General features: G+C 73.4%; 18 protein-coding genes. 7 read left to right on the top strand and 11 right to left on the bottom strand.

What is annotated here, in order from left to right; all coding sequences use genetic code 11:
* Positions 1-191: 191 nt before the first annotated feature.
* From IF00_RS0136640 to miaA, 4 genes are all read right to left on the bottom strand, one after another.
* Positions 192-2,588, bottom strand: a complete 2,397-nt coding sequence (locus IF00_RS0136640) for a RelA/SpoT family protein (protein ID WP_030325753.1) — start codon at positions 2,586-2,588, stop codon at positions 192-194.
* 203 nt (positions 2,589-2,791) lie between these two features.
* Positions 2,792-3,670, bottom strand: coding sequence for a diaminopimelate epimerase (gene dapF / locus IF00_RS0136635; protein ID WP_030325752.1), 879 nt, complete (start codon positions 3,668-3,670; stop codon positions 2,792-2,794).
* 89 nt (positions 3,671-3,759) lie between these two features.
* Positions 3,760-4,260 (bottom strand): hypothetical protein, encoded by a 501-nt coding sequence (locus IF00_RS0136630; RefSeq protein WP_030325750.1) that lies wholly within the window; start codon positions 4,258-4,260, stop codon positions 3,760-3,762.
* A gap of 108 nt (positions 4,261-4,368) precedes the next feature.
* Positions 4,369-5,307: a tRNA (adenosine(37)-N6)-dimethylallyltransferase MiaA gene (gene miaA / locus IF00_RS0136625; RefSeq protein ID WP_030325746.1), complete on the bottom strand. Its 939-nt coding sequence runs from the start codon at positions 5,305-5,307 to the stop codon at positions 4,369-4,371.
* A gap of 154 nt (positions 5,308-5,461) precedes the next feature.
* Here miaA and IF00_RS0136620 point away from each other — a divergent pair, with 154 nt between their 5' ends.
* Positions 5,462-5,764: a hypothetical protein gene (locus IF00_RS0136620; RefSeq protein ID WP_051820797.1), complete on the top strand. Its 303-nt coding sequence runs from the start codon at positions 5,462-5,464 to the stop codon at positions 5,762-5,764.
* Between the two features lie 51 nt (positions 5,765-5,815).
* Entirely contained in the window at positions 5,816-6,226 is a 411-nt protein-coding gene (locus tag IF00_RS0136615; RefSeq protein ID WP_030325742.1) for an antitoxin, read from the top strand.
* A gap of 97 nt (positions 6,227-6,323) precedes the next feature.
* Here IF00_RS0136615 and IF00_RS0136610 read toward each other — a convergent pair whose 3' ends face one another.
* The 3 genes from IF00_RS0136610 to miaB all read right to left on the bottom strand — a co-directional run bounded on the left by IF00_RS0136610 (position 6,324) and on the right by miaB (position 9,079).
* Positions 6,324-7,073, bottom strand: a complete 750-nt coding sequence (locus IF00_RS0136610) for a class III extradiol dioxygenase subunit B-like domain-containing protein (protein ID WP_030325740.1) — start codon at positions 7,071-7,073, stop codon at positions 6,324-6,326.
* Positions 7,074-7,245: 172 nt separating this feature from the next.
* Positions 7,246-7,524: a hypothetical protein gene (locus IF00_RS0136605; RefSeq protein WP_030325738.1), complete on the bottom strand. Its 279-nt coding sequence runs from the start codon at positions 7,522-7,524 to the stop codon at positions 7,246-7,248.
* A gap of 25 nt (positions 7,525-7,549) precedes the next feature.
* Positions 7,550-9,079: a tRNA (N6-isopentenyl adenosine(37)-C2)-methylthiotransferase MiaB gene (miaB, locus tag IF00_RS0136600; protein WP_051820795.1), complete on the bottom strand. Its 1,530-nt coding sequence runs from the start codon at positions 9,077-9,079 to the stop codon at positions 7,550-7,552.
* 356 nt (positions 9,080-9,435) lie between these two features.
* Between miaB and IF00_RS0136595 the strand changes: the two genes are divergently transcribed.
* The 4 genes from IF00_RS0136595 to IF00_RS0136580 all read left to right on the top strand — a co-directional run bounded on the left by IF00_RS0136595 (position 9,436) and on the right by IF00_RS0136580 (position 14,372).
* Complete coding sequence (locus tag IF00_RS0136595; RefSeq protein ID WP_030325730.1) at positions 9,436-10,107, top strand: DedA family protein; 672 nt, start codon at positions 9,436-9,438, stop codon at positions 10,105-10,107.
* A gap of 131 nt (positions 10,108-10,238) precedes the next feature.
* A complete protein-coding gene (locus IF00_RS0136590; RefSeq protein ID WP_051820794.1) occupies positions 10,239-11,396 on the top strand; it encodes a sensor histidine kinase in 1,158 nt (385 codons plus the stop codon).
* A complete protein-coding gene (locus IF00_RS0136585; protein WP_030325726.1) occupies positions 11,387-12,031 on the top strand; it encodes a response regulator in 645 nt (214 codons plus the stop codon). Before IF00_RS0136590 ends, IF00_RS0136585 begins: the two co-directional genes overlap by 10 nt.
* Positions 12,032-12,155: 124 nt before the next feature.
* Positions 12,156-14,372, top strand: a complete 2,217-nt coding sequence (locus IF00_RS0136580) for an MMPL family transporter (RefSeq protein ID WP_078944994.1) — start codon at positions 12,156-12,158, stop codon at positions 14,370-14,372.
* A 75-nt stretch (positions 14,373-14,447) separates the two neighbouring features.
* Here IF00_RS0136580 and IF00_RS0136575 read toward each other — a convergent pair whose 3' ends face one another.
* On the bottom strand, positions 14,448-15,557 hold the full coding sequence (locus IF00_RS0136575; protein WP_030325722.1) for a CaiB/BaiF CoA transferase family protein: 1,110 nt from the start codon (positions 15,555-15,557) through the stop codon (positions 14,448-14,450).
* A 152-nt stretch (positions 15,558-15,709) separates the two neighbouring features.
* Here IF00_RS0136575 and IF00_RS0136570 point away from each other — a divergent pair, with 152 nt between their 5' ends.
* Positions 15,710-16,126 (top strand): organic hydroperoxide resistance protein, encoded by a 417-nt coding sequence (locus tag IF00_RS0136570; RefSeq protein WP_030325720.1) that lies wholly within the window; start codon positions 15,710-15,712, stop codon positions 16,124-16,126.
* Positions 16,127-16,268: 142 nt separating this feature from the next.
* Here IF00_RS0136570 and hemL read toward each other — a convergent pair whose 3' ends face one another.
* The 3 genes from hemL to hemA are packed head-to-tail and all read right to left on the bottom strand — an operon-like array spanning position 16,269 to position 21,057.
* The gene (hemL, locus tag IF00_RS0136565) at positions 16,269-17,570 is read right to left on the bottom strand and encodes a glutamate-1-semialdehyde 2,1-aminomutase (RefSeq protein WP_030325718.1); all 1,302 of its coding nucleotides are present in this window, start codon (positions 17,568-17,570) and stop codon (positions 16,269-16,271) included.
* Entirely contained in the window at positions 17,567-19,630 is a 2,064-nt protein-coding gene (locus IF00_RS0136560; RefSeq protein WP_030325717.1) for an acetate--CoA ligase family protein, read from the bottom strand. Before IF00_RS0136560 ends, hemL begins: the two co-directional genes overlap by 4 nt.
* Entirely contained in the window at positions 19,627-21,057 is a 1,431-nt protein-coding gene (gene hemA / locus IF00_RS0136555) for a glutamyl-tRNA reductase (protein WP_030325715.1), read from the bottom strand. The genes IF00_RS0136560 and hemA overlap by 4 nt, the downstream gene beginning before the upstream one ends.
* Between the last annotated feature and the right edge of the window lie 4 nt (positions 21,058-21,061).

The raw sequence follows: 21,061 nt of genomic DNA, 5'->3' as shown, positions 1-21,061 counted from the left end.
GAGGACTGGCCCTACGGCTACCAGGACCGCGCCCGCTCCCCCGGGCGGCGCGCTCGCCCGCCACTCGAAGGGGGACACGGCCGGGTCCCACGCCGCGCCGGGCCGACGCCTCGCGGCACCGCCGGTCCCGGCGGGCCGGGCCCGGCGGGGCTCCGGGGAGCGAGGCAGGGCGTGCCCCGCTCCCCGGCGGGTCAGGCCCGGCGGGGCTCCGGGGAGCGGGGCCGGGCGCGGCTCACGTCGTACACCCCGGGCACGTCCCGCATGGCCCGCATGAGGGCGGCGAGCCGGGCCACGTCGGGCAGGTGGAGTGTGTACGTGTGGCGGACCCGCTGCTCGCTGGGCGGCTCGACGGTCGCGGAGACGACGGCGGCCCCGGCGACGGCGATGGCCTCGGTGAGGTCGGCGAGGAGGCCGGGCCGTCCGAAGGACTCGGCGACGAGGGTGACCCGGCCCTGGGTGGTGTCGCCCCAGCGGACGGCGACGGGTTCGCGGCCGAGCCGGCGCATGGTGTCGACGGCCGCGCAGCCGTTCCGGTGGACGGTGACGGATCCGCCGCGGACCCGGAAACCGGTGATCTTGTCCGGCGGTACGGGGGTGCAGCAGCCGGCCGGACGGACGGAGGCGCGGGGCTCGCCCTCCAGGTCGGCGTGGAGTTCCGCGCCGGAGCGGTGGTCGGCGGTGACGCCGGACTGCGGCCGGGGGCCGGTCGTGGCGACGGGCGGCGCGGCGCTCTCCGGGTGGGCCCGGAGCCAGCCGGTGATCGCGATCCGGGCCGCGGGGGTACGGGCGTGGTCGAGCCACTCGGGGGACGGACCGGAGACGGTGTCCTGGGCGAGCAGCAGCTGGACGGTGTCCCCGTCGCCGAGGACGGTGCTGAGGGGCGCGAGGCGCCCGTTGACGCGCGCGCCGAGACAGGCGTGGGCGGCTTCGCCGTGCTGGGCGTAGGCGGCGTCGACGCAGCTGGCTCCGGCGGGGAGGCTGATCGTGCCGGGGGCACTGCCGTCGGCACGGAAGACGGTGATCTCGTCGTCCTCGGCGAGGTCGGCGCGGAGCGAGGTCCAGAAGGTGTCCGGGTCGGGGGCGGCCTGCTGCCAGTCGAGGAGCCGGGAGAGCCAGCCCGGGCGGGTGGGGTCGACGCGTTCGCCGTCGTCGGCGGCCGACGGGTCGACCGTGGCGGGTGCGTCAGGCGCGGCAGGTGCGTCGGGTGCGGCCGAGGGGACGGACGCGGCCGATGTGGCGCTTGCGGCAGGCTGTGCGCGGTCCCCGGGCGTGGCGCGTGCGGCGGGCGTGGAATGTGCGGCGGTGTCCTGTGGGGTGGCGGTTCCCTGGCGGCCGGCGTTCGCCGACGCCGAGGGGGCCGCTGCGGCCGGCGCTTCTCCGTCCGGGGTGCCGCCGGCCTGCGCCGTCGTCTCCTGCCCCACGTGCGGGTTGCCGAGGGCGACGACACCCGCCTCCGCGACCGTGTGCATCCGGTGGGTACGGATGAGGACCTCGGCCACGGCGCCGTCGGGGGCCGCGACGGCGGTGTGCAGGGACTGGTACAGGTTGAACTTGGGGGCCGCGATGAAGTCCTTGAACTCGGAGATCACCGGGGTGAAACAGGTGTGGAGCTCTCCGAGCACCGCGTAGCAGTCGGCGTCCTCGGAGACCAGGACGAGGAGCCTCCCGAAGTCGCAGCCCCGTAGCTCGCCGCGCTTGAGGCGGACGCGGTGGACGGAGACGAAGTGCCGCGGGCGGACGAGGACTTCGGCGCCGATGTCCGCCTCGCGCAGGACCGCCGAGACCTTTTCGGCGACGGCGGCGAGCGCGTCGCCCGCGTGCGGGTTCCCGGCGATGAGCGCGCGGGTGGTCTCGTACTCCTCGGGGTGGAGGATGGCGAAGACGAGGTCCTCCAGCTCGGTCTTGAGTGCCTGGACCCCGAGTCGTTCGGCCAGCGGGATGAGGACGTCCCGGGTGACCTTGGCGATCCTCGCCTGTTTCTCGGGCCGCATCACCCCGAGCGTGCGCATGTTGTGGAGTCGGTCGGCGAGCTTGATCGACATCACCCGGACGTCGTTGCCGGTGGCGACGAGCATCTTGCGGAAGGTCTCCGGCTCGGCGGCGGCCCCGTAGTCGATCTTCTCCACCTTGGTGACGCCGTCGACGAGGTACGCGACCTCGGCGCCGAACTCCCGGCGCACCTGATCGAGCGTCACGTCGGTGTCCTCGACGGTGTCGTGCAGGAGGGACGCGGTCAGGGTGGTGGTCTCCGCGCCGAGTTCGGCGAGGATCAGGGTCACCGCGAGCGGGTGGGTGATGTACGGCTCGCCGCTCTTGCGGAACTGGCCGCGGTGCGAGGACTCGGCGAGGACGTACGCCCGGCGCAGCACCGACAGGTCGGCCTCGGGATGGTGGGCGCGGTGCGCCTCGGCGACATGACTGATCGCGTCGGGCAGCCGGTCGCGGGGGGCCGGTCCGGCGGTGGCGCCGAGCAGCGCGGCGCGGCCGATCCGGCGCAGGTCGATTCGGGCGCGTCCGCGTCTGCGGGCGGTCGCATCGGTGACGGCGGCTTCCGCCGCGCTCACAGGGTCGGTGGCCTCTGCGCTCATGGGGCACCTCCGGCAACGTCGACCGGCGGTGGGCGGGCCAGGCGTGCCCGGGGGCCGGTGCTTGATGCTACCGACCCCACCACGTGGCGCAGTCGCCCTCTCGCTCAGCGTGAATCGGATCACCCATTCGAGCGACACATCAGTCGTTGACTGTTTCGATTTCGTCGCTTCCTTCGATTCCCGCGCCGCTGCGGGCGCTCGGCCTAGCCGAGCCAGGCGGGGTCGACGGTGCCCTCGGCGACGATCACGGCGGGGCCCGTCATGTCGATCCGACCGTCGGGGTGCTCGGTGATGACCAGCGTCCCGCCGAGCACGTCGACGGTGTACGTGACGGGGGTGCCGCTCTCGGCCGGGTCGGCGCCGTCCCGGCGCGCGGTGGCGACGGCGACGGCGCACGCGCCCGTGCCGCAGGATCGGGTCTCGGCGGCGCCACGCTCGTGGACCCGCATGGCGACGTGGCGGGGGCCGCGGTCGGCGACGAACTCGATGTTCACCCCGTCCGGGTAGACCGCGGCCGGGGCGTACGGCGGCTCGGTGAACAGGTTGCCCGCGTGGTCGAGGTCCTCGACGAAGGCGACCGCGTGCGGATTGCCCATGTTCACATTGCGCGCGGGCCAGCTGCGGCCGTCGACGGTGACCGTGACGCCGGCCTCGGGCAGGACCGCGCGCCCCATGGCGACGGTGACGGAGCCGTCCTTGTCGAGGTGGACGCGCTTGATCCCGCCGCGGGTGGCGACGGCGACCTCGCCTGCGGTGACGTGCCCGGCGTGCTCCAGGTAACGGGCGAAGACCCGGACCCCGTTCCCGCACATCTCGGCGACCGAGCCGTCGGCGTTCCGGTAGTCCATGAACCACTCGGCCTCGTCGGCCATGTGCCGGGCCTCGGGGTGGGCGGCGCTGCGCACGACGTGCAGCAGCCCGTCGCCACCGATGCCGGCCCGTCGGTCGCAGAGGCGCGCGACGGCGGCCGGGGGCAGGTCCACGGCGTTCTCCGCGTCGGGGACGATCACGAAGTCGTTCTCGGTGCCGTGGCCCTTGAGGAACCGGAGGGGCGGGAGCGGTGAGGTCTGCGCGCTGGTCACGAGATCAACTGTACGGGGTGGCCCCGGTGGACCGCCCGGTCGTCCACAGGGCGGTCGGTGCGACCCGCCGGGCGACCGCGCCCGTACGGTCAGCGCAGGCGGGCGACGCGCCAGACCGCGAGGGCGACCAGGGCTGCGATCGTTGTCATGTAGAGCGCGAGGTACCGCCAGTTCGGGCGCTCGCCCGAGCCGCGCTGCGGGAGGCCCGGCCAGGTGTAACCGACCTTGCGGGCGGCCATCATGCCCCAGCCCGCCGCGCAGAAGCTGATCAGCAGACCCAGCATGGCGAGGACGGCGCCGCCGTCCCCCGAACCGAAGGCGAGCGGGAACGCGAACATCAGCGAGCCGACGGCCGCCAGACCCACGATCGGGGCGAGCTGCCAGATCCGCAGCCGGCGCTGGGGACGCAGTTCGACCTCGACCTCGTCGGCGTCCACCTCGATTGCGGTTCCCACCGCGTCGTCGGGGCCGTCCGGGGTCAGCCCCGGGGCACCGACCGACAGGTCGTCGGTCGGACGACCCGGTGTGTCACCCGTCGGGTCACCGAGCGCCGATTCGTGCTGTTCTCTGTCGCGAGGGCCGGCCTCCATCGCCACGCGCCCTCCCCACTCGGACTCCACTTGGTCGATCGATGCTCGATGATGGCACGCTCCCGACCGCCGAAATGACGGGCGGAGCGTCCCGATGCCATCACGTGATCAGGCTGTAACCGCTCGTTCGACCAACGAGAGCGCCTGCCCCGGGAGTTCCCCCCGGTGCTCAGCGGCTCCGCTGAGCCAGTGGACGCGCGGGTCGCGGCGGAACCACGAGTCCTGGCGGCGGGCGAAGCGCTTGGTGGCGCGGACGGTCTCGGCGCGCGCCTCGTCCTCGGTGCACTCTCCCGCCAGCGCCGCGAGGACCTGCTGGTAGCCGAGGGCGCGGGCCGCGGTGCGCCCCTCGCGCAGGCCCTGGGCCTCCAGGGTGCGCACCTCGTCGACGAGGCCGGCCTCCCACATCCGGTCCACGCGCGTGGTGATCCGCTCGTCGAGCTCGGGGCGGCCCACGTCGACACCGATCTGCACGGTGTCGTAAACGGAGTCGGGACCCGGGAGGTTGGCGGTGAAGGGCTTGCCGGTGATCTCGATCACTTCGAGGGCGCGGACGATCCGGCGCCCGTTGCTGGGCAGGATCGCGCGGGCCGCCTCGGGGTCCGCTTCGGCGAGCCTGGTGTGCAGGACGCCGGGTCCGCGCTCCTCGAGTTCGGCCTCGAGCCGGGCCCGGACGGCGGGGTCGGTGCCGGGGAATTCGAGGGCGTCGACGGCACCCCGTACGTACAGGCCGGAGCCGCCGACGAGGACGGGGGTGCGGCCGGCGGCGAGCAGCCGGTCGATCTCGGCGCGGGCGAGCCGCTGGTACTCGGCGACGCTGGCGGCCTCGGTCACGTCCCAGATGTCGAGGAGGTGGTGCGGAACGCCGCCGCGTTCCTCCGGTGTCAGTTTGGCGGTCCCGATGTCCATCCCCCGGTAGAGCTGCATGGAGTCTGCGTTGACGACCTCGCCCCCGAGGTGCCGGGCGAGGAATACACCCAGATCGGACTTTCCGGCCGCCGTGGGGCCGACGACGGCGATGACCCGCGGGGCGGGAGCTGCGCTTCTCACCGCACCAGTCTCGCAAACCTCCCGACCCGTCCCCGAATGAGCTACGTGACGGGCCTCATCCGGCTTCGTTGCCTGTTGCGAGGTTCCGGCCGTCGATCATCACGGAATCCCTCCCATCCGAGTACGCTATGGAGTGAATATGGGCGTTTTTGCAATGTTTCGCCGTAAGAAGCAGGATGCGGCCGCGGTTCCGTCGGAGGAGACGGAGACCGGGGCCGTCGCTCCGGCGGAGGACGGCGACACGGAGACGGAGACCGGAACGGACGCCCCGGAGGCGGCGACCGGAGCCGGGGTCGACACGGCGAACGCCGCGACCGCGGAGGCGGACGGCGTCGACGCGGACGAGGTGGAGACCGGAGCGGTCTCCTCGGAGGTCGTGGATGTCGTCGAGATCCCGAAGCAGCAGTCCGCCGAGGCCGCCGCGGACAACGAGGCCGGCGAAGGTGCACGTCAGTAGGCAGCACGCGGAAGACGGACTCCTCGGGGGTCCTCGGAGGGAAGGTGCCCCATGGGTCTCCTGGATTCGCTGAAGGCAAAGCTCGCCCCGGCCAAGGACAAGGTCGCCGACCTCGCGCAGCAGCACGGCGGCAAGATCGATCACGGCATCGAGAAGGCCGCGAAGCTGGTCGACGAGAAGACCAAGGGCAAGTACAGCGACAAGATCCATTCCGGTACGGACAAGGCCAAGGACGCGCTGGACCGGATCGGTCACAAGGACGACGGCACGCCGGGGAGCGGGGGCGCCCCCGGGACAGGCCCCACGCCCGGCGACGGCCCCTTCCCCGGGACCGCAGGCCCCACGCACGGCGACGGCCCCTTCCCCGGGACCGCAGGCCCCACGCACGGCGACGGCCCCTTCCCCGGGACCGCAGGCCCCCCGCCCGGCAGTGGCGGCACGACACCGCCGCCGAGCGCCTGACGTCCGGCGTCACCCGACAGTCCCTCCGCACGGCGGACGGCCGCGGAGCACCTCGCTCCGCGGCCGTCCGCCGTTTCCGCGGGTCCGTGCCGAGGCCTCAGGACCAGGCGGCCACGAAGTACCCGACGCCGTACGGGGCGTCCTCGAGGAGCAGCCGTCCGTCGAGGTCCGCGTCCTCGGCGGCGCCCGCGAGGACCTGCCAGGAGGCGCGGCCGGCCGCCTTCAGCTCGTACGCGAGCTCCGGCTCCAGGGCGAGCAGCGCGGCCGCGTCGGCCGTGCCGAGGGCGCGGGCGGCCTCCGCGTCGAAGCCGGCGGCCCGTTCGTCGAGGTAGCCCGGGGCCTTCACGGTCCGGCAGGCACTGCCGTCGCCCATCACCAGGAGGGCGACCCGCTCGGCCGAGTCGGCGAGGCCGCGGCCGATCCCGGCGCAGACGTCCGGAGTCGCCATCGGCTCGACGCCCAGGCCCTCGATGGGCGCGTCGGCCCACGCTGCCCTGCCCAGCAGCCAGGCGCCGACGGCGAGGGAGGCGGGCAGGGGGCGGTCGGCGGCAGGCCGGCCCGCGCCGTCGGCGGCGGCTCCCCCGCCCGGGGGTACGGAGTCGCCGAGCCGTACGGAGAGATCGACGCCGAAGCCCGCGAAGGAGCCGGTCGAACCCGCGGGGAAGACGCCGTGGGCGCCCTCGTCGGCCGGCCCGACGACGTACAGCCGGTCGGGGCGCGCCGCGGCGAGCAGCCCGACGGCATCCGTACAGGCCGCCCGCGCGGCGTCCAGCTCGGGGGCGGCGCCGGTCGCGACCTCGGGCACGAGGAGCGGCGGGCAGGGGCAGACGGCGGCGGCGACAAGCATGATCGGCAGCCTACTGCGCCCCGCCCGCGGAACCGGGTTCTCCGCCTGCCGTGACACGCCGTCCGCCCCGGCGCGCGGAGCCGGCTTCCCACGTGCCTGACATGCCGTCCGCCTCCGCCCGCGGAACCGGGTTCTCCGCCTGCCCTGACACGCCGTCCGCCCCGGCGCGCGGCTACTCGGAAGCCCCGGCCTTCGAGTCGTGGACCAGCTCGGCGATGCCCATCGTGATCTCGGACAGCGTCACCGCGCCCTTGACGATCACCAGGTAGCTGTCGCCGCCCGGCATGCGGTACACCTCGCGCCACTTCTCCCGCATGGGCTCGCGGTATGTCCTGGTGGCGGCGAGCAGCGCCTCCCGGGCGTCCTCCCGGGTGCCGGTCACCCGGGAGACCGTCTCGGTGAAGTAGGAGTCACCCGACCCGTACTGCGCGTAGACGATCCACTTCTCCATGCGGTCCCCCCGGGGGCGAACGGTTTCAGTGGCTGCCGCAGGCCGGGACCTCGGCCGCCGGGAGCGGCTCCGGGACCCCGATCTTCGGCAGCCCGAGCAGCACGCCCGCCGGCTTGGCGGCGGCCGCGGTGGTGCGCTTCTCCCAGGCGTCGCCGGCGCGGGTGCGGCGCACCGACGTGACGGGGCCCTCGGCGAGCAGGTGGTGCGGGGCGGCGTACGTGATCTCGACGGTCACGACGTCGCCGGGGCGGACGTCCTCCTCCGGCTTGGTGAAGTGGACGAGCCGGTTGTCGGGGGCGCGGCCCGAGAGGCGGTCCGTGGCACCGTCCTTGCGGCCCTCGCCCTCGGCGACCATGACCTCCAGGGTGCGGCCGACCTGCTTCTTGTTCTCCGCCCAGGAGATCTCCTCCTGGAGGGCGACGAGCCGCATGTAGCGCTCCTGCACGACCTCCTTGGGGATCTGGCCGTCCATGTCGGCCGCCGGGGTCCCGGGGCGCTTGGAGTACTGGAAGGTGAAGGCGTTCGCGAAGCGGGCCTCGCGGACGGCGTGCATGGTCTGCTCGAAGTCCTCCTCGGTCTCGCCGGGGAAGCCCACGATGATGTCGGTGGAGATGGCGGCGTGCGGGATGGCCGCGCGGACCTTCTCGATGATCCCGAGGAAACGCTCCTGCCGGTAGGAGCGGCGCATCGCCCGGAGGATCGTGTCCGAGCCCGACTGCATCGGCATGTGGAGCTGCGGCATGACGTTCGGCGTCTCGGCCATCGCCGCGATCACGTCGTCGGTGAAGTCGCGGGGGTGCGGGGAGGTGAAGCGGACCCGCTCCAGGCCCTCGATCTGTCCGCAGGCGCGCAGCAGCTTGGAGAAGGCCTCGCGGTCGCCGAGGTCGGAGCCGTACGCGTTGACGTTCTGGCCGAGCAGGGTGATCTCGGAGACGCCCTCGGCGACCAGCGCCTCGATCTCGGCGAGGATGTCGCCGGGGCGGCGGTCCTCCTCCTTGCCGCGCAGGGCGGGGACGATGCAGAAGGTGCAGGTGTTGTTGCAGCCCACGGAGATCGAGACCCAGGCGGCGTACGCGGACTCGCGGCGGGTCGGCAGCGTCGAGGGGAAGGCCTCCAGCGACTCGGCGATCTCGATCTGGGCCTCCTCCTGCACGCGGGCGCGCTCCAGGAGAACGGGCAGCTTGCCGATGTTGTGCGTGCCGAAGACCACGTCGACCCAGGGGGCCTTGGAGACGATCGTCTCGCGGTCCTTCTGCGCGAGACAGCCGCCGACGGCGATCTGCATGCCGGGGCGCGTGGTCTTCATCGGGGCGAGCCGGCCGAGGTTGCCGTACAGCTTGTTGTCGGCGTTCTCGCGGACCGCGCAGGTGTTGAAGACGACGACGTCGGCGTCCCCGTCGGAGCCCTTGGGGGCCTTGACGTAACCCGCCTCTTCCAGCAGACCGGAGAGCCGCTCGGAGTCGTGGACGTTCATCTGGCACCCGTAGGTGCGGATCTCATAGGTCTTGGTGCCGTCAACGCTCACTGCGGTGCTCCGGTCGCTGCTGCTCGTCATGCGTCCAAGGGTAGGCGGTCCCCGGAGGGCCTCCGGCCGGACCGAGGAGCCGGGCCGGAGAGCCGGGCCGGAGAGCCGGGCCGGAGAGCCGGACCGGAGAGCCGGACCGAGGAGCCGGACCGGAGAGCCGGGTCCCGCCGCGGAGCCGGGCCGGGCAGCAGGACCGGGGAGCCGGGTCCCGCCGGGAGCCGGCCGCGCACCCGCGACCCCGCGGTTTTCCGCAGGGTCGGACGTACGGGGAACCGCACCGGGGTGGGCGGGAACCCTCATACCGGCGCTGAGCTGCGGTTCCTAGGTTCGAGGGAGAAGAGCGGAGCACCCGCCCCGCACCCTCCCGGCCGGCTTGGAGTCCTGTCATGAACCCTGACCTCACGACCATGGCGATCGCCCAGCAGCCCGCCGACGGCGTCGCCGGCTGGGCGGCCGGGCTCGTCGACACGATGGGCGGCCCGGGAGCCGGGCTCGCCATCGCCCTGGAGAACCTCTTCCCCCCGCTGCCCAGCGAGGTGATCCTGCCGCTGACCGGTTTCGCCGCCGGTCAGGGGGTGCTGAGCCTGGCCTCCGCACTGTTCTGGACGACGCTCGGTTCGGTGGTCGGCGCGGTGGCCCTCTACTGGATCGGGGTGCTCTTCGGCCGGGACCGGATGCACGCGATCTGGCGGAGGCTGCCCCTGGTGAAGTCCTCGGACCTGGTCCGTACCGAGGAGTGGTTCTCCAAGCACGGCACCAAGGCCGTCTTCCTCGGGCGCATGGTGCCGATCTTCCGGAGCCTGATCTCGGTGCCCGCCGGTGTCGAGCGGATGCCGATGCCGCTCTTCGTCATGCTCACCACGCTCGGCAGCCTCGTCTGGAACAGCGTCCTCGTGATGGCCGGCTACTGGCTGGGCGACCGCTGGGACCTCGTGGAGACGTACGTGGGAGTCCTGTCGAAGGCGGTGCTCGTCATGGTCGTCGTCGGCTTGGCGGCCTACGTGGCGGTCCGGCTGCGCGGCCGGAGCCGGGCCGCCCAGCACCGGCGCGCGTCGTGACCCGCGACTCCCGCCCCACCGGTACGGCACCGCTTCCCGCACAGCCCTGGCGATCTTGCCCGGGCTGTGCGGGCGCATTAGTGTCGGGCCCCGTGCACGGGGATGCAGGGGCTACCGGGAACGACACGGGTGTGGACGGGCCCGTCACCCGTACGACCGTCCCGTCCTGGCCCCGCCGCGGCCTGGGGACCCTCCTCGGCTGCGCGACCGCGCTGCTCGGCGCCTTCTACTTCCTCGTCGTCGGTACGGCCCTGGGCCCGTTCCTCCTCTGGCCGCGCACCCGCTCCAGCGCCCTGGGGATCCTGATGGGCGGCGCCCGGCGCCTGGTCACCGTCGAACGGGCCCGCCGCTCCGCCTTCTTCGGCGATCTCTTCCCCGGGCACTACAAGGCCTCGGACCGGAAGATCCTGCGCTACCTCGCCGTCCGCAGTTACGCGGGCCTGCTCTGCGCGGTCGTGATCGCGCTGCTCGTCCTCGGCGCCGTCCTGGCCGGCATCCTGGCGTACGGCGCGGGACGGGGCACGCTCGACTGGGACGAACTGCTCACCCAGGTCCTGCTCGGCGGCGTGCTCCTCTTCCTCGACCTCCAGGGGCTGTACGCGTTGGCCGCGCTCGACGCCCGTATCGCCCGTGAGTGCTTCGGTCCCTCCGAGCGGGAGCTGCTCCAGCGCCGTATCGACGAACTCGCCGCCAGCCGGGCCGCCGTCGTCGAGGCCGTGGACGCCGAACGGCGGCGCATCGAGCGCGATCTCCACGACGGGGTCCAGCAGCGCCTGGTGGCGCTGGCCATGCTGATCGGGCGGGCCCGCCGCGGCCGCCGTCCCGAGCAGGCCGACGCCCTGCTGCTCCAGGCGCACGAGGAGTCCCAGGGCGTGCTGACCGAACTGCGCGAGGTGGCCTGGCGGGTGTACCCGTCGGCGCTCGACAGCCTCGGGCTCGAAGAGGCGATCGGCGGCGTCGCGGAGCGGAGCGGCATCCCGCTGCGGACCCGTTTCGAGGTGGCCGCGCCGCTGCCCCGGCCGGTCGAGACCGCCGCCTACTTCGTGGTGTCGGAGTCCGTGACGAACGCGGCCAAGCACTCCTCCGCCTCGGCGATCTCGGTGACCGTGGCCCTCGACGGGGCGCGGCTCACCGTACGGGTCGAGGACGACGGCACGGGCGGCGCGAGCGAGACCGGCAGCGGCCTGACCGGGTTGCGCAGCCGGGTGGCCGCGCTCGACGGCGTGCTGCACATCCACAGCCCCCTCGGGGGACCGACCACCATCACCGCGGAGCTGCCGTGCGCGTAATCCTTGCCGAAGACTCGACCCTGCTGCGTGAGGGCCTGGTCAGGCTGCTCGCCGAGGAGGGCCACGAGGTCCTGGCGGCGCTCGGGGACGCGGTGACACTGCTCAAGGAGGTCGAGGAGCGACGGCCGGACGTCGTCGTCGTCGACATCCGGATGCCCCCGACCCATACGGACGAGGGGCTGCGGGCGGCCGTCGAGATCCGTGAGCGCTGGCCGGAGGTGAGCGTGCTCGTGCTCTCGCAGCACATCGAGCGCCATTACGCCGCCCAGCTCCTCGCGTCCAACGCCGAGCGGGTCGGCTATCTCCTCAAGGACCGGGTGGCGCAGGTCGAGGAGTTCCTCGACGCGCTGGAGCGGATCCATGCCGGCGGGGCCGCCATCGACCCGGAGGTCGTACGGCAGTTGGTCATCCGGACCACCCACGGGGATCCGCTCGCGCCGCTGACGCCCCGGGAGCGGACGGTCCTGGAGGCGCTCGCGGAGGGGCACACGAACGCGGCCATCGCGCAGAAGCTGCACATCTCGCTGAGTTCGGTGGAGAAGAACCTCAACACCGTCTTCGACAAACTGGAGCTGACTCACACCACCGGCTACAGCCGGCGGATCCTCGCGGTGCTCCGCTACCTGGAGTCGTAGCGCCGGGAATTCCCGTCCAGCCGTTACGGGAAACCGCACCGGTTTACCTCGTACTCCCGTCATTCCGCCGTGCATAGCGTTTCTCCCGTCGCGCAGACGCGAAGCCAACGGGAGGGAACCGCACATGCGAAGGAAACCGGCGACGGTACGGATCGCTCGATGGAGTGCCACGCATCCGTGGTCCGCCATCGGGCTGTGGGTGGTCTTCGTCACGCTCTGCCTGGTCCTCGGCGGAACCGCCGGAGCACAGAAGATCAGCGACGAGGAGTCGGGGGTCGGCGAGTCCGGCCGAGCGGGCCGGATCACGGCCTCGGGGCATTTCACCGAGAAGCCCGAGGAGAACGTCCTCATCACCGCCACGAGCGACGGAACGCTCGACCTCGCCACCGCACGGAAGGCCGCCGCGGAGCTCGCCGGGAGGATGAAGGCCCTCACCGAGGTGGAGAGCGTCGGCGCCGCCGTCCCCTCCCCCGACGGCAAGGCGCTGCTGCTCCCGGTGACCATGAAGGGCGACACGGAGAACGCCGACACCCGGGTCCAGCCGCTGCTCGACGCGAGCGCGGCCACCGAGAAGGCCCACGAGGGCATCAGGATCGAACAGATCGGCACCGGCTCCACCGCCAAGGGGCTCGGCGAGACCCTCGGCGAGGACTTCAGGAAGGCCGAGCTGATCAGCCTGCCGCTGACCCTGCTGATCCTGCTCGTCGTCTTCGGCGCGATCATCGCCGCCGGTGTGCCGGTCCTGCTCGCCCTGTCCAGCGTCGGCGCCGCGATCGGCCTGTCGGCCCTCGCCTCGCACGTACTGCCCGAGACCAGCGCCGTCAGCAACGTCATCCTGCTCCTGGGCATGGCCGTCGGCGTCGACTACTCGCTCTTCCATCTGAAGCGGGAGCGTGAGGAACGCCGGAAGGGCGCCTCGCACCTCGACGCCATCGAGATCGCCGCCGAGACCTCGGGGCACACGGTCGTCGTCTCCGGCATCACCGTCATGGTCTCGATGGCCGGCCTCTACCTCGCCCAGGAGGCCACGTTCGCCTCCCTGGCCACCGGGTCGATCATCGTCGTGGCCGTCGCCGTCCTGGCCTCGCTGACCGTGCTGCCCGCGCTCCTCGCCAAGCTCGGCCGCTGGGTCGACCGTCCCAGGGTGCCGCTCCTGTGGCGGCTCACCATGCGCTCCACCGGATCCCGGCTCTGGCCCGTGCTTCTGCGCCCCGCGCTCGTACGGCCCGCGCTCACGCTCGTGGTCTCCGTCGGCGCCCTGCTCGCCCTCGCCCTGCCGGCGCTCGACATGCGGCTGAAGCAGCCCGGCTCCGACGATCTGTCGCGCGACATCCCGGTCGTCCGGGCCATGGACCGGCTGACCGCCGCCTTCCCCGGCAAGGGCACCGTGCACCAGGTGGCCGTGCGGGCCCCCGCCGGGCGGGCCGGCGAGGTCGAGGATGCGCTCAGGGCCCTGCTGAGCCGCACCGAGGGACGGGATCTGTTCGCCCACGACCGCACGCCCTCGATCCGCGCGTCGGCCGACAAGCGCGTGCACACCGTCGCCGTCGGCACGCCTCACTCGCCGAGGAGCGACGGGGCACGCGAGTCCCTCGAACTGCTGCGGGCCTGGGTGCCCGAGGCGATCGCCCCCGTCCGGGGTGCCGAGGGCGCGGTCGGCGGCAAGGTCGCCCAGGGGGTCGACTTCACCGGCCACCTGAAGGACCGGATGCCGTGGGTGGTCGGCTTCGTCCTGCTGCTGACCTTCGTCACCATGGCCGTCATCTTCCGCTCCCTGGCCGTGGCGCTCTCCGCGATCCTCCTGAACCTGCTGTCGGCGGCCGCCTCCTTCGGCGTCCTCGTCGCGGTCTTCCAGCACACCTGGGCCGAGGGCGTGCTCGACTTCCACAGCTCGGGGGCGGTCGTCTCCTGGCTCCCGCTGTTCCTCTTCGTGGTCCTCTTCGGACTCTCGATGGACTACCACGTGTTCGTCGTGAGCCGGATCCGCGAGGCCGCCCTCGACGGCGCCGGCGTCCGCGACGCCGTCCGCGACGGCATCACCCGCTCCGCCGGTGTCGTCACCGGCGCGGCGATCGTCATGGTGGCCGTGTTCGCCGTGTTCGGCACGCTCAGCATGGTGGAGTTCAAGCAGCTGGGCGTCGGCCTGGCGGCGGCGATCCTGCTCGACGCGGTGGTGATCCGGATCTACGTGCTGCCGGCCCTGATGACGGCACTCGGCCGGTGGAACTGGTGGCCGGGCGGCCTCGGCCCGGGGACGCGCGGCCGGCACGCGGCCGGCTCGGACGAGGTCCGGCAGCCGGGCCCGCCGGTGGCGGTACCGGTGGGGGAACAGCGGCGGTAGGCGGCGCCGACGGTGGGCGGAGCCCGCTCCGGGATGCCGGCGAGCGAGGCGGTCACCCGCCCCACTCGGCCGGGTTCACCCCCGCCACTCGGCGAGGACCTCCTCCGTGTGTTCGCCGGGGAGGGGCGCGCGGCCCGGGGCCTCGGCGGGGGTGCGGTCGAAGCGGGAGGGCGGGGCGGGCTGGAGGGTGGCGCTGTCGCCGACCCCCACGAAGGCCCCGCGGGCCGCGAGTTGGTGGTGTGCGGCGGCCTCCGCGGCCGTGAGGACCGGGGTCACCCCCGCGTCCACGGCGTCGAAGACCTTCACCCAGTGCTCACGGTCCCGGGTCGCGAAACGGGCCGCGATCAGTTCGCGCAGCGCGGGCCAGGCCGCCGGGTCGGAGCGGTCCGGGAGGCCGCCGTCCTCGGCGAGGGCCCCGGCGTCCGTGAGGCCCAACTGCTCCAGGAGGTTCCGGTAGAGCCGGGGCTCGATGGCGGCGACCGCGAGGTGGCGGCCGTCGGCGGCCCGGTAGAGCGAGTAGTGCGGGGCGTCGGTGACGGTGTGGTTGCCGGGGACCTCGCGCCACTGGTGGATCAGCGTGGAGATCAGGGCGGCGCCGTCCGCGAGCGCGGTGTCGACGACCTGGCCCCGGCCCGAGCGCTCCCGCTCGTGGAGCGCGGCGAGCAGCCCCTGCACATGGGCGTTGGCGCCGCCGGCGAAGCTGGAGAGGTACGCGGTCGGCGGGAGCACCGGGTCCCCGGTGGCCGGGTCGACGTCCAGCGCCCCGGTCAGGGCCAGGACGGCCAGGTCGTGGGCGGCGCGCCCCGCCCACTCGCCCTGCTGGCCCCAGCCGCTGACCCGCCCGTACACGAGGCGCGGGTTGCGCGCGTGGGCCGCCTCCGGCCCGATGCCGAGCCGGTCGGCGACGCCGGGGCGGAAGCCCTCGACCAGGATGTCCGCGTGCTCGACGAGCGACAGGGCCTGCTCGACGCCCTCGGGGCTCTTGAGGTCCACGGCGACCGAACGGCGGCCGCGGGAGAGCGGGTTCTCCGCGGGGCGCGGCGCGTCGGGGCCGGCGGCCTCTCCGGGCGCCCGGTCGACCCGTACGACATCGGCACCGAGCCCCGAGAGAACGGTTCCGACGAACGCCGTCGGAGCCGAGCCCGCGAATTCCAGTACGCGCACTCCGGTCAGCGGTCCCGCCATGGCCAACTCCCTCGTGTCCAACGGTCTGTGATGCTTTCCACGCTATTCCGGAGGGCGCCGGAAGGAACTGCGGACATCCGTAGCGTCCGGAATTCGACGGCACCCGAGACTGAGGGAATTCCCCCTTTCCCGATGTCGAAAGGCATGACGAAATGGCCGTCGTCTACACCGCCGAGGTCACCTCCACCGGAGACGGGCGCAACGGCGCCGTGCGTTCCTCCGACGGGCTGCTCGACCTTCCGCTGTCGAGTCCCAAGGCCGTGGGAGGGTCCGGCACCGCGACCAACCCCGAGCAGCTCTTCGCCGCCGGCTACGCCGCCTGCTTCCACAGCGCGCTCCGGGTCTCCGCACGCGAGTCCAGGCTCGCGCTGACGGGCGACACGGTCCTCGCCGAGGTGGCGCTCCACAAGGAGGAGAGCGGATTCCATCTGTCGGTCGTCCTCACCGTCGAACTCCCCGGATTCGACGCCGAAGAGGCCCGTCGCCTGGCCGACGCGGCGCACGGGCGCTGCCCCTACTCGAAGGCGATCCGGGGGAATGTCGAGGTGCGGGTGAACCTCGCCTCGTAGCCCGTCAAGAAGCGGATCTCCACCGCAGTGGATCTCCACCGAAGCGGATCCCTGCCGACGTGGATCCGTCCCGATGCGAAGGGGAAAGCCCCCGTGGTCCCTGCCACGGGGGCTTTCCGATCTCTCGCCCACGGCCCTGACGTCAGGGCGTCGCCGCGGCGGCCGCCGCGGCCGCCGCCGGCAGTGCCTCGACCACCCGGCTCACCGCCCGGTCGTCGTGCGAGGCCGAGATGAACCAGGCCTCGAAGGGCGAGGGCGGCAGATAGACACCACGACGCAGGAGCTCGTGGAAGAAGGGCGTGTAGCGGTACGACTCCGTGGCGCGGACCCCGTCGAAGTCGACGACCTCGTCCTCGGTGAAGAAGACCGAGAACATCGTGCCCGAGTACTGGACCCGGTGCGCCACGCCCTCCTTGGTCAGAGCCGCCGAGACCTCGCGGCCGAGCGTCGCCGAGACCTCGTCGAGCCGCTCGTACACCTCGGAGGTGCTGTGCCGGAGGGTGGCGAGGCCGGCGGCGGTGGCGACCGGGTTCCCCGAGAGCGTGCCCGCCTGGTAGACGGGCCCGGCCGGGGCCAGGTGGGCCATCACGTCGGCACGCCCGCCGAAGGCCGCCGCGGGGAAGCCGCCGCCCATGACCTTGCCGAAGGTCAGCAGGTCGGGGGCGACGCCGTCCCGGCCGTACCAGCCGGAGCGGCTGGCCCGGAAGCCGGTCATCACCTCGTCGGAGACGAAGAGCGCCCCGTGCCGTGAAGTGATCTCCTTCAGGCCCGCGTTGAAGCCGGGCAGCGGCGGCACGGCGCCCATGTTGCCGGGGGCGGCCTCCGTGATCACGGCGGCGATCTCGTCGCCGATCTCGGCGAAGACCTTCTCGACGGAGGCCAGGTCGTTGTACGGCAGGACGATCGTGTCGCTCGCCTGGGCTCCGGTGACGCCCGGGGTGTCGGGGAGGGCGAAGGTGGCGAGACCGGAGCCGGCCGAGGCGAGGAGCGCGTCCACGTGACCGTGGTAGCAGCCGACGAACTTCACGATCTTGCCGCGTCCGGTGAAGCCGCGGGCGAGTCGGATCGCCGACATCGTCGCCTCGGTGCCGGAGCTGACGAGGCGGACCTGCTCGACCGGGGCGACCCGATCGACGATCTCCTCGGCGAGCTCGACCTCCCCGGTGGACGGCGCGCCGAAGGAGGTGCCGCGTGCCAGGGCACCGGTGACCGCCTCGACGACGGCCGGGTGCCGGTGGCCCAGGATCATCGGGCCCCAGGAGCAGATCAGGTCGACGTACTCGTTGCCGTCGGCGTCGGTGAGGTACGGGCCCTGGGCCGAGGCCATGAAGGGCGGGGTGCCGCCGACGGCCCCGAAGGCGCGCACCGGGGAGTTGACGCCGCCGGGGGTGACCCGGCGGGCCCGCTCGAAGAGCGCTCTGCTCGCCGTCCCTGCGCCGCTCATCGCCCGGCCTCCTGGAGAGCTTCGAAGCCGAGGGCCGCGTCGAGGACGACGGCGCCCGTCGGGAGGACGCGGACCGGGTTGAGATCCAGGGCGAAGCCGGCGGGCCAGTCCTGCACCAACTCGCCTACCTTGTGGAGGAGTTCGGCGGCGGCCTCGATGTCCACCGCGGCCCGCCCCCGCGCACCGCCGAGTATCCTCGCGCCGCGCAGCCCGCCGAGGAGGGCGGCCCCCTCGCCGGGGGCGAGCGGCAGGAGCCGGTGGCCGACGTCGTCCAGGACCTCGGTGAAGATCCCCCCGAGACCGGCGGTGAGCACCGGGCCCAGGTCGGTGGTGTGGACGCCGACGATCAGCTCGACACCCTCGCCCTTCCCGTCGATCAGCTCCTCGACGAGGACCTGGCCGCCGAGTGCGGCGAGCCGGGCGTGGACCTCGGGCGCGGTGTCGGCGGTGACGCCGATCTCCACTCCCCCCGCCTCGGTCTTGTGGAGCAGGCCCGGGACGACGGCCTTGAGCACCGCCGTACCGCCGACCTCGGTCACGGCGCGCACCGCGTCCTCGGCGCTCTCGGCGATCCGGCCCTTCGGCACCGCGATCCCGGCCTCGGCGAGGAGCCGCTTCAGCTCGGGCTCGGTGGCCTCGGCGCCGGGGCCGGGCACGGTTCCGGGGCGCGGGGCGTCCGGCAGGGTCCGGGGGCGGCTGACCTCCCAGAGGGCGGCGGCGGCGCGCAGGGCGCGGGCCGGCGTCGGGTACTCGGGGAGTCCGGCCTCGCGCAGGTCGCGCGGGGCGTCGGGGGCGAGGAAGTCCGCTCCGGTGCGGGCGACGAGGATGGGCTTGCCGCCCTTCTCGGCCGCCCGGGAGAGGGCGTTGACGGCCTTCTCGACATCGGGTCCGGCCATCACGCAGAAGGCGGCGACGATGATGTCGACGGTGTCGTCGGCGATCAGGACGTCGAGGGAGCGGTCGAAGAGCGAGGGGTCGCTGAGGACCGTGGCCGTGATGTCGACGGGGTTGTCGATGGCCCCGAAGGCGGGGACGATCTCGGCGAGCGCCTCCTTGCTGCGCGGCTCCAGGCTGCTGAGCTCCAGGCCGTGGGCCTCGACGGCGTCGGCGGCGAGGATGCCGGAGCCGCCGGAGGTGGTGACCACGGCGACGCGGTTCCCGGTGGGGCGCCGCTCGGACTCGAAGACCCGTGCCACGTCGAGGAGTTCGTCGATGTCGTCGACACGGACGATGCCGAGGCCGCGCAGGGCCGCGTCCAGGACGCGGTCGTCGGTGGCGAGGGCGCCGGTGTGCGAGGCGGCGGCCCGGCCGCCGGCCTCGGTGCGGCCCGACTTGAGGAGGGCCACGGGCTTGCCGGAGCCGGCCAGTTCACGGAGGGTCCCGATGTCCGGGGTGTCCTCCAGGTAGCCGAGCAGGCCGGTGACTTCGGGGACGGTGGCGAGCTCGCGCAGGACTTCGAGGGCGGTGACGTCGGCGTCGTTGCCGGTGCTGACGACCCAGCCGGGGCGCAGGCCCCGCTCCAGGGCGAGGCTGGCGGCCCCGAAGCCGAGGGCGCCGCTCTGGCTGACGAAGGCGAGGGTGCCGGGCTCGAAGGGCACGGACTCGGCGCCGAAGAGGGGGCTGAAGGTGGCGAGGACGCGGTTCTCGTACCCGACGGCGCCGATGCAGTTCGGACCGATGATCCGCAGGCCGCCGGCGCGGGCCTTGGCGACGATCTCCTCCTGGAGGCGGGCGCCCTCCTCGCCGGTCTCGGCGAAGCCGGAGGAGGCGATGACGGCGAGCTTGACGCCGGCGGCCACGCAGTCGTCGACGGCGCCGGGGACCCGTTCGGCGGAGACCATGATCAGTGCCAGGTCGACGGGGCCCGGGGCATCCTTCACGCTGGGGTACGCGGGGACGCCGAGGATCTCCGGTGAGCGCGGGTTGACCGGCAGGATGCGGCCCTTGTAGCCGTACCGGAGGAGGTAGTCGAGCGGCTTGCGGCCCAGGGCGCCGGGGCGCTCGCTGGCGCCGATGACGGCGATGGATTCGGCTTCCCAGAGAGCCGAGATGTCACTCATGCGATGGCCTCGATCTTCGTCTCGTTCTGTGCGTTCGGGTCGTTCTGCGCGTTCGGGCGGTTCTGTGCGCCGGGGTCGTTCGGGGTGCTGCCCGCGGCGGCGCTCTCGGCGTCGGCCGCCGCGAAGAGGCGGGTGAAGGCGGCGATGTGCCGGGCGCCGTCCGGGTCGGCCGCCAGTTCCCGCACCAGGACGGTGGGCTGGTGCAGGGCCTTGTCGACGATGCGCCGTACGCTGCGGTCGATCTCCCGCCGCACGGTTCCGTCGATGCCGTCGATGCCGTCCAACCGGCGTGCGAGCCGGTCGAGTTCGGCCTCGGCGGCCTCGGTGGCGGCGGTCCGCAGCGCGGTGAGGACCGGCTTGGCGCCGGCGAGCCGCAGTCCGGTGCGGAACTGCTCGACCTCCGCGTCGATCAGCTCGTGCGCGGCCTGGACGCTGGCCGCCGAGATCTCGTCCTCCTGGCCCTCCTCCGCGATCCGGCGGAGGTCGACGAAGGTGACGCCGGGCAGTTCGGCCGCGCCGGGGGCGATGTTGTGCGGCAGGGACAGGTCGAGCAGGAACAGCTCGCGGCCGTCCCGGGCGGTGAGCGCCTCCTCGACGTCCCGGGCGGAGACGAGGTGGCCGGTGGCGGCGGTGGCGCCGACGACCACGTCCACCTCGGTGAGCAGCGTGGGCAGGTCCGTCAGGTCGTACCCGACTCCCCCGGTGGTCTCGGCGAGCCGCTGCGCCTTCTCCGGGGTGCGGTTGGCGACGTGCACCCGGTCGAGTCCTGAGCGGCGCAGCGCGGCGACGACGACCCCGGCGAAGGCTCCCGCGCCGATGACGAGGGCGGTCTTGCCGTGCAGGGAGCCGACTTCGCGTTCGAAGAAGCCGAGTCCCGCGGTGGCGAGCGAGCGGCCGGCCTCGTTCAGGCCGGTCTCGTTGCGGGCCCGCTTGCCGACCCGCAGGGCGGTCTGCACGGCCTTGGCGAGGACCCGGCCGGTCCGGTCGAGCCGCTGGGACCGTTCGAGGCCCAGCTTCACCTGGCCGAGGATCTGGTCCTCGCCGACCACGACCGATTCGAGGCCGGAGGCCACGGCGAACAGATGGCGTACGGCTCCGTCGGCGTGGTGGCTGTAGAGGTGTGGGGCGATCTCGTCGTGGTCGACGCCGGTGTGCTCGGCGAACAGCCGTCCGAGGCCGGTCAGTTCGCCGAGCCCTGCCGGTTCGCCCGCGTCCCCGGGGCCGGTGGGGCCGCCCCGGGTCTCGGCGTAGATCTCCAGGCGGTTGCAGGTGGAGACGACGACGGCGGCGTCGATGCCGTCGACGGAGGTGACGTCGGAGACGAGGTCCTCGGCGGGCCGGTCGGTGCCGGCGAGTCTCTCCAGGAGGTCGAGCGGGGCGCTGGCATGGCTGATGCCGAGGACCAGCATGGTGGAGGACGGGCTCACCGGG

Origin of the sequence: Streptomyces flavochromogenes, from assembly GCF_000717595.1 — a bacterium.
In the GTDB taxonomy this organism is placed as follows: Bacteria; Actinomycetota; Actinomycetes; order Streptomycetales; family Streptomycetaceae; genus Streptomyces; species Streptomyces flavochromogenes.
Note: the sequence above shows the minus strand (reverse complement) of the source record. Positions and strands in the feature narration are given on the sequence as shown.

Bases quoted from the DNA above. Each gene is read 5' to 3' on its own strand.
- IF00_RS0136620 (WP_051820797.1), top strand. From the start codon at position 5,462: ATGTTTCGCCGTAAGAAGCAGGATGCGGCCGCGGTTCCGTCGGAGGAG.
- IF00_RS0136610 (WP_030325740.1), bottom strand. From the start codon at position 7,073: ATGCTTGTCGCCGCCGCCGTCTGCCCCTGCCCGCCGCTCCTCGTGCCC.
- IF00_RS0136605 (WP_030325738.1), bottom strand. From the start codon at position 7,524: ATGGAGAAGTGGATCGTCTACGCGCAGTACGGGTCGGGTGACTCCTAC.
- IF00_RS0136575 (WP_030325722.1), bottom strand. From the start codon at position 15,557: ATGGCGGGACCGCTGACCGGAGTGCGCGTACTGGAATTCGCGGGCTCG.
- IF00_RS0136580 (WP_078944994.1), top strand. From the start codon at position 12,156: ATGCGAAGGAAACCGGCGACGGTACGGATCGCTCGATGGAGTGCCACG.
- IF00_RS0136560 (WP_030325717.1), bottom strand. From the start codon at position 19,630: ATGAGTGACATCTCGGCTCTCTGGGAAGCCGAATCCATCGCCGTCATC.
- miaB (WP_051820795.1), bottom strand. From the start codon at position 9,079: ATGACGAGCAGCAGCGACCGGAGCACCGCAGTGAGCGTTGACGGCACC.
- IF00_RS0136630 (WP_030325750.1), bottom strand. From the start codon at position 4,260: ATGGAGGCCGGCCCTCGCGACAGAGAACAGCACGAATCGGCGCTCGGT.
- IF00_RS0136595 (WP_030325730.1), top strand. From the start codon at position 9,436: ATGAACCCTGACCTCACGACCATGGCGATCGCCCAGCAGCCCGCCGAC.
- hemL (WP_030325718.1), bottom strand. From the start codon at position 17,570: ATGAGCGGCGCAGGGACGGCGAGCAGAGCGCTCTTCGAGCGGGCCCGC.
- IF00_RS0136615 (WP_030325742.1), top strand. From the start codon at position 5,816: ATGGGTCTCCTGGATTCGCTGAAGGCAAAGCTCGCCCCGGCCAAGGAC.
- IF00_RS0136570 (WP_030325720.1), top strand. From the start codon at position 15,710: ATGGCCGTCGTCTACACCGCCGAGGTCACCTCCACCGGAGACGGGCGC.
- IF00_RS0136640 (WP_030325753.1), bottom strand. From the start codon at position 2,588: ATGAGCGCAGAGGCCACCGACCCTGTGAGCGCGGCGGAAGCCGCCGTC.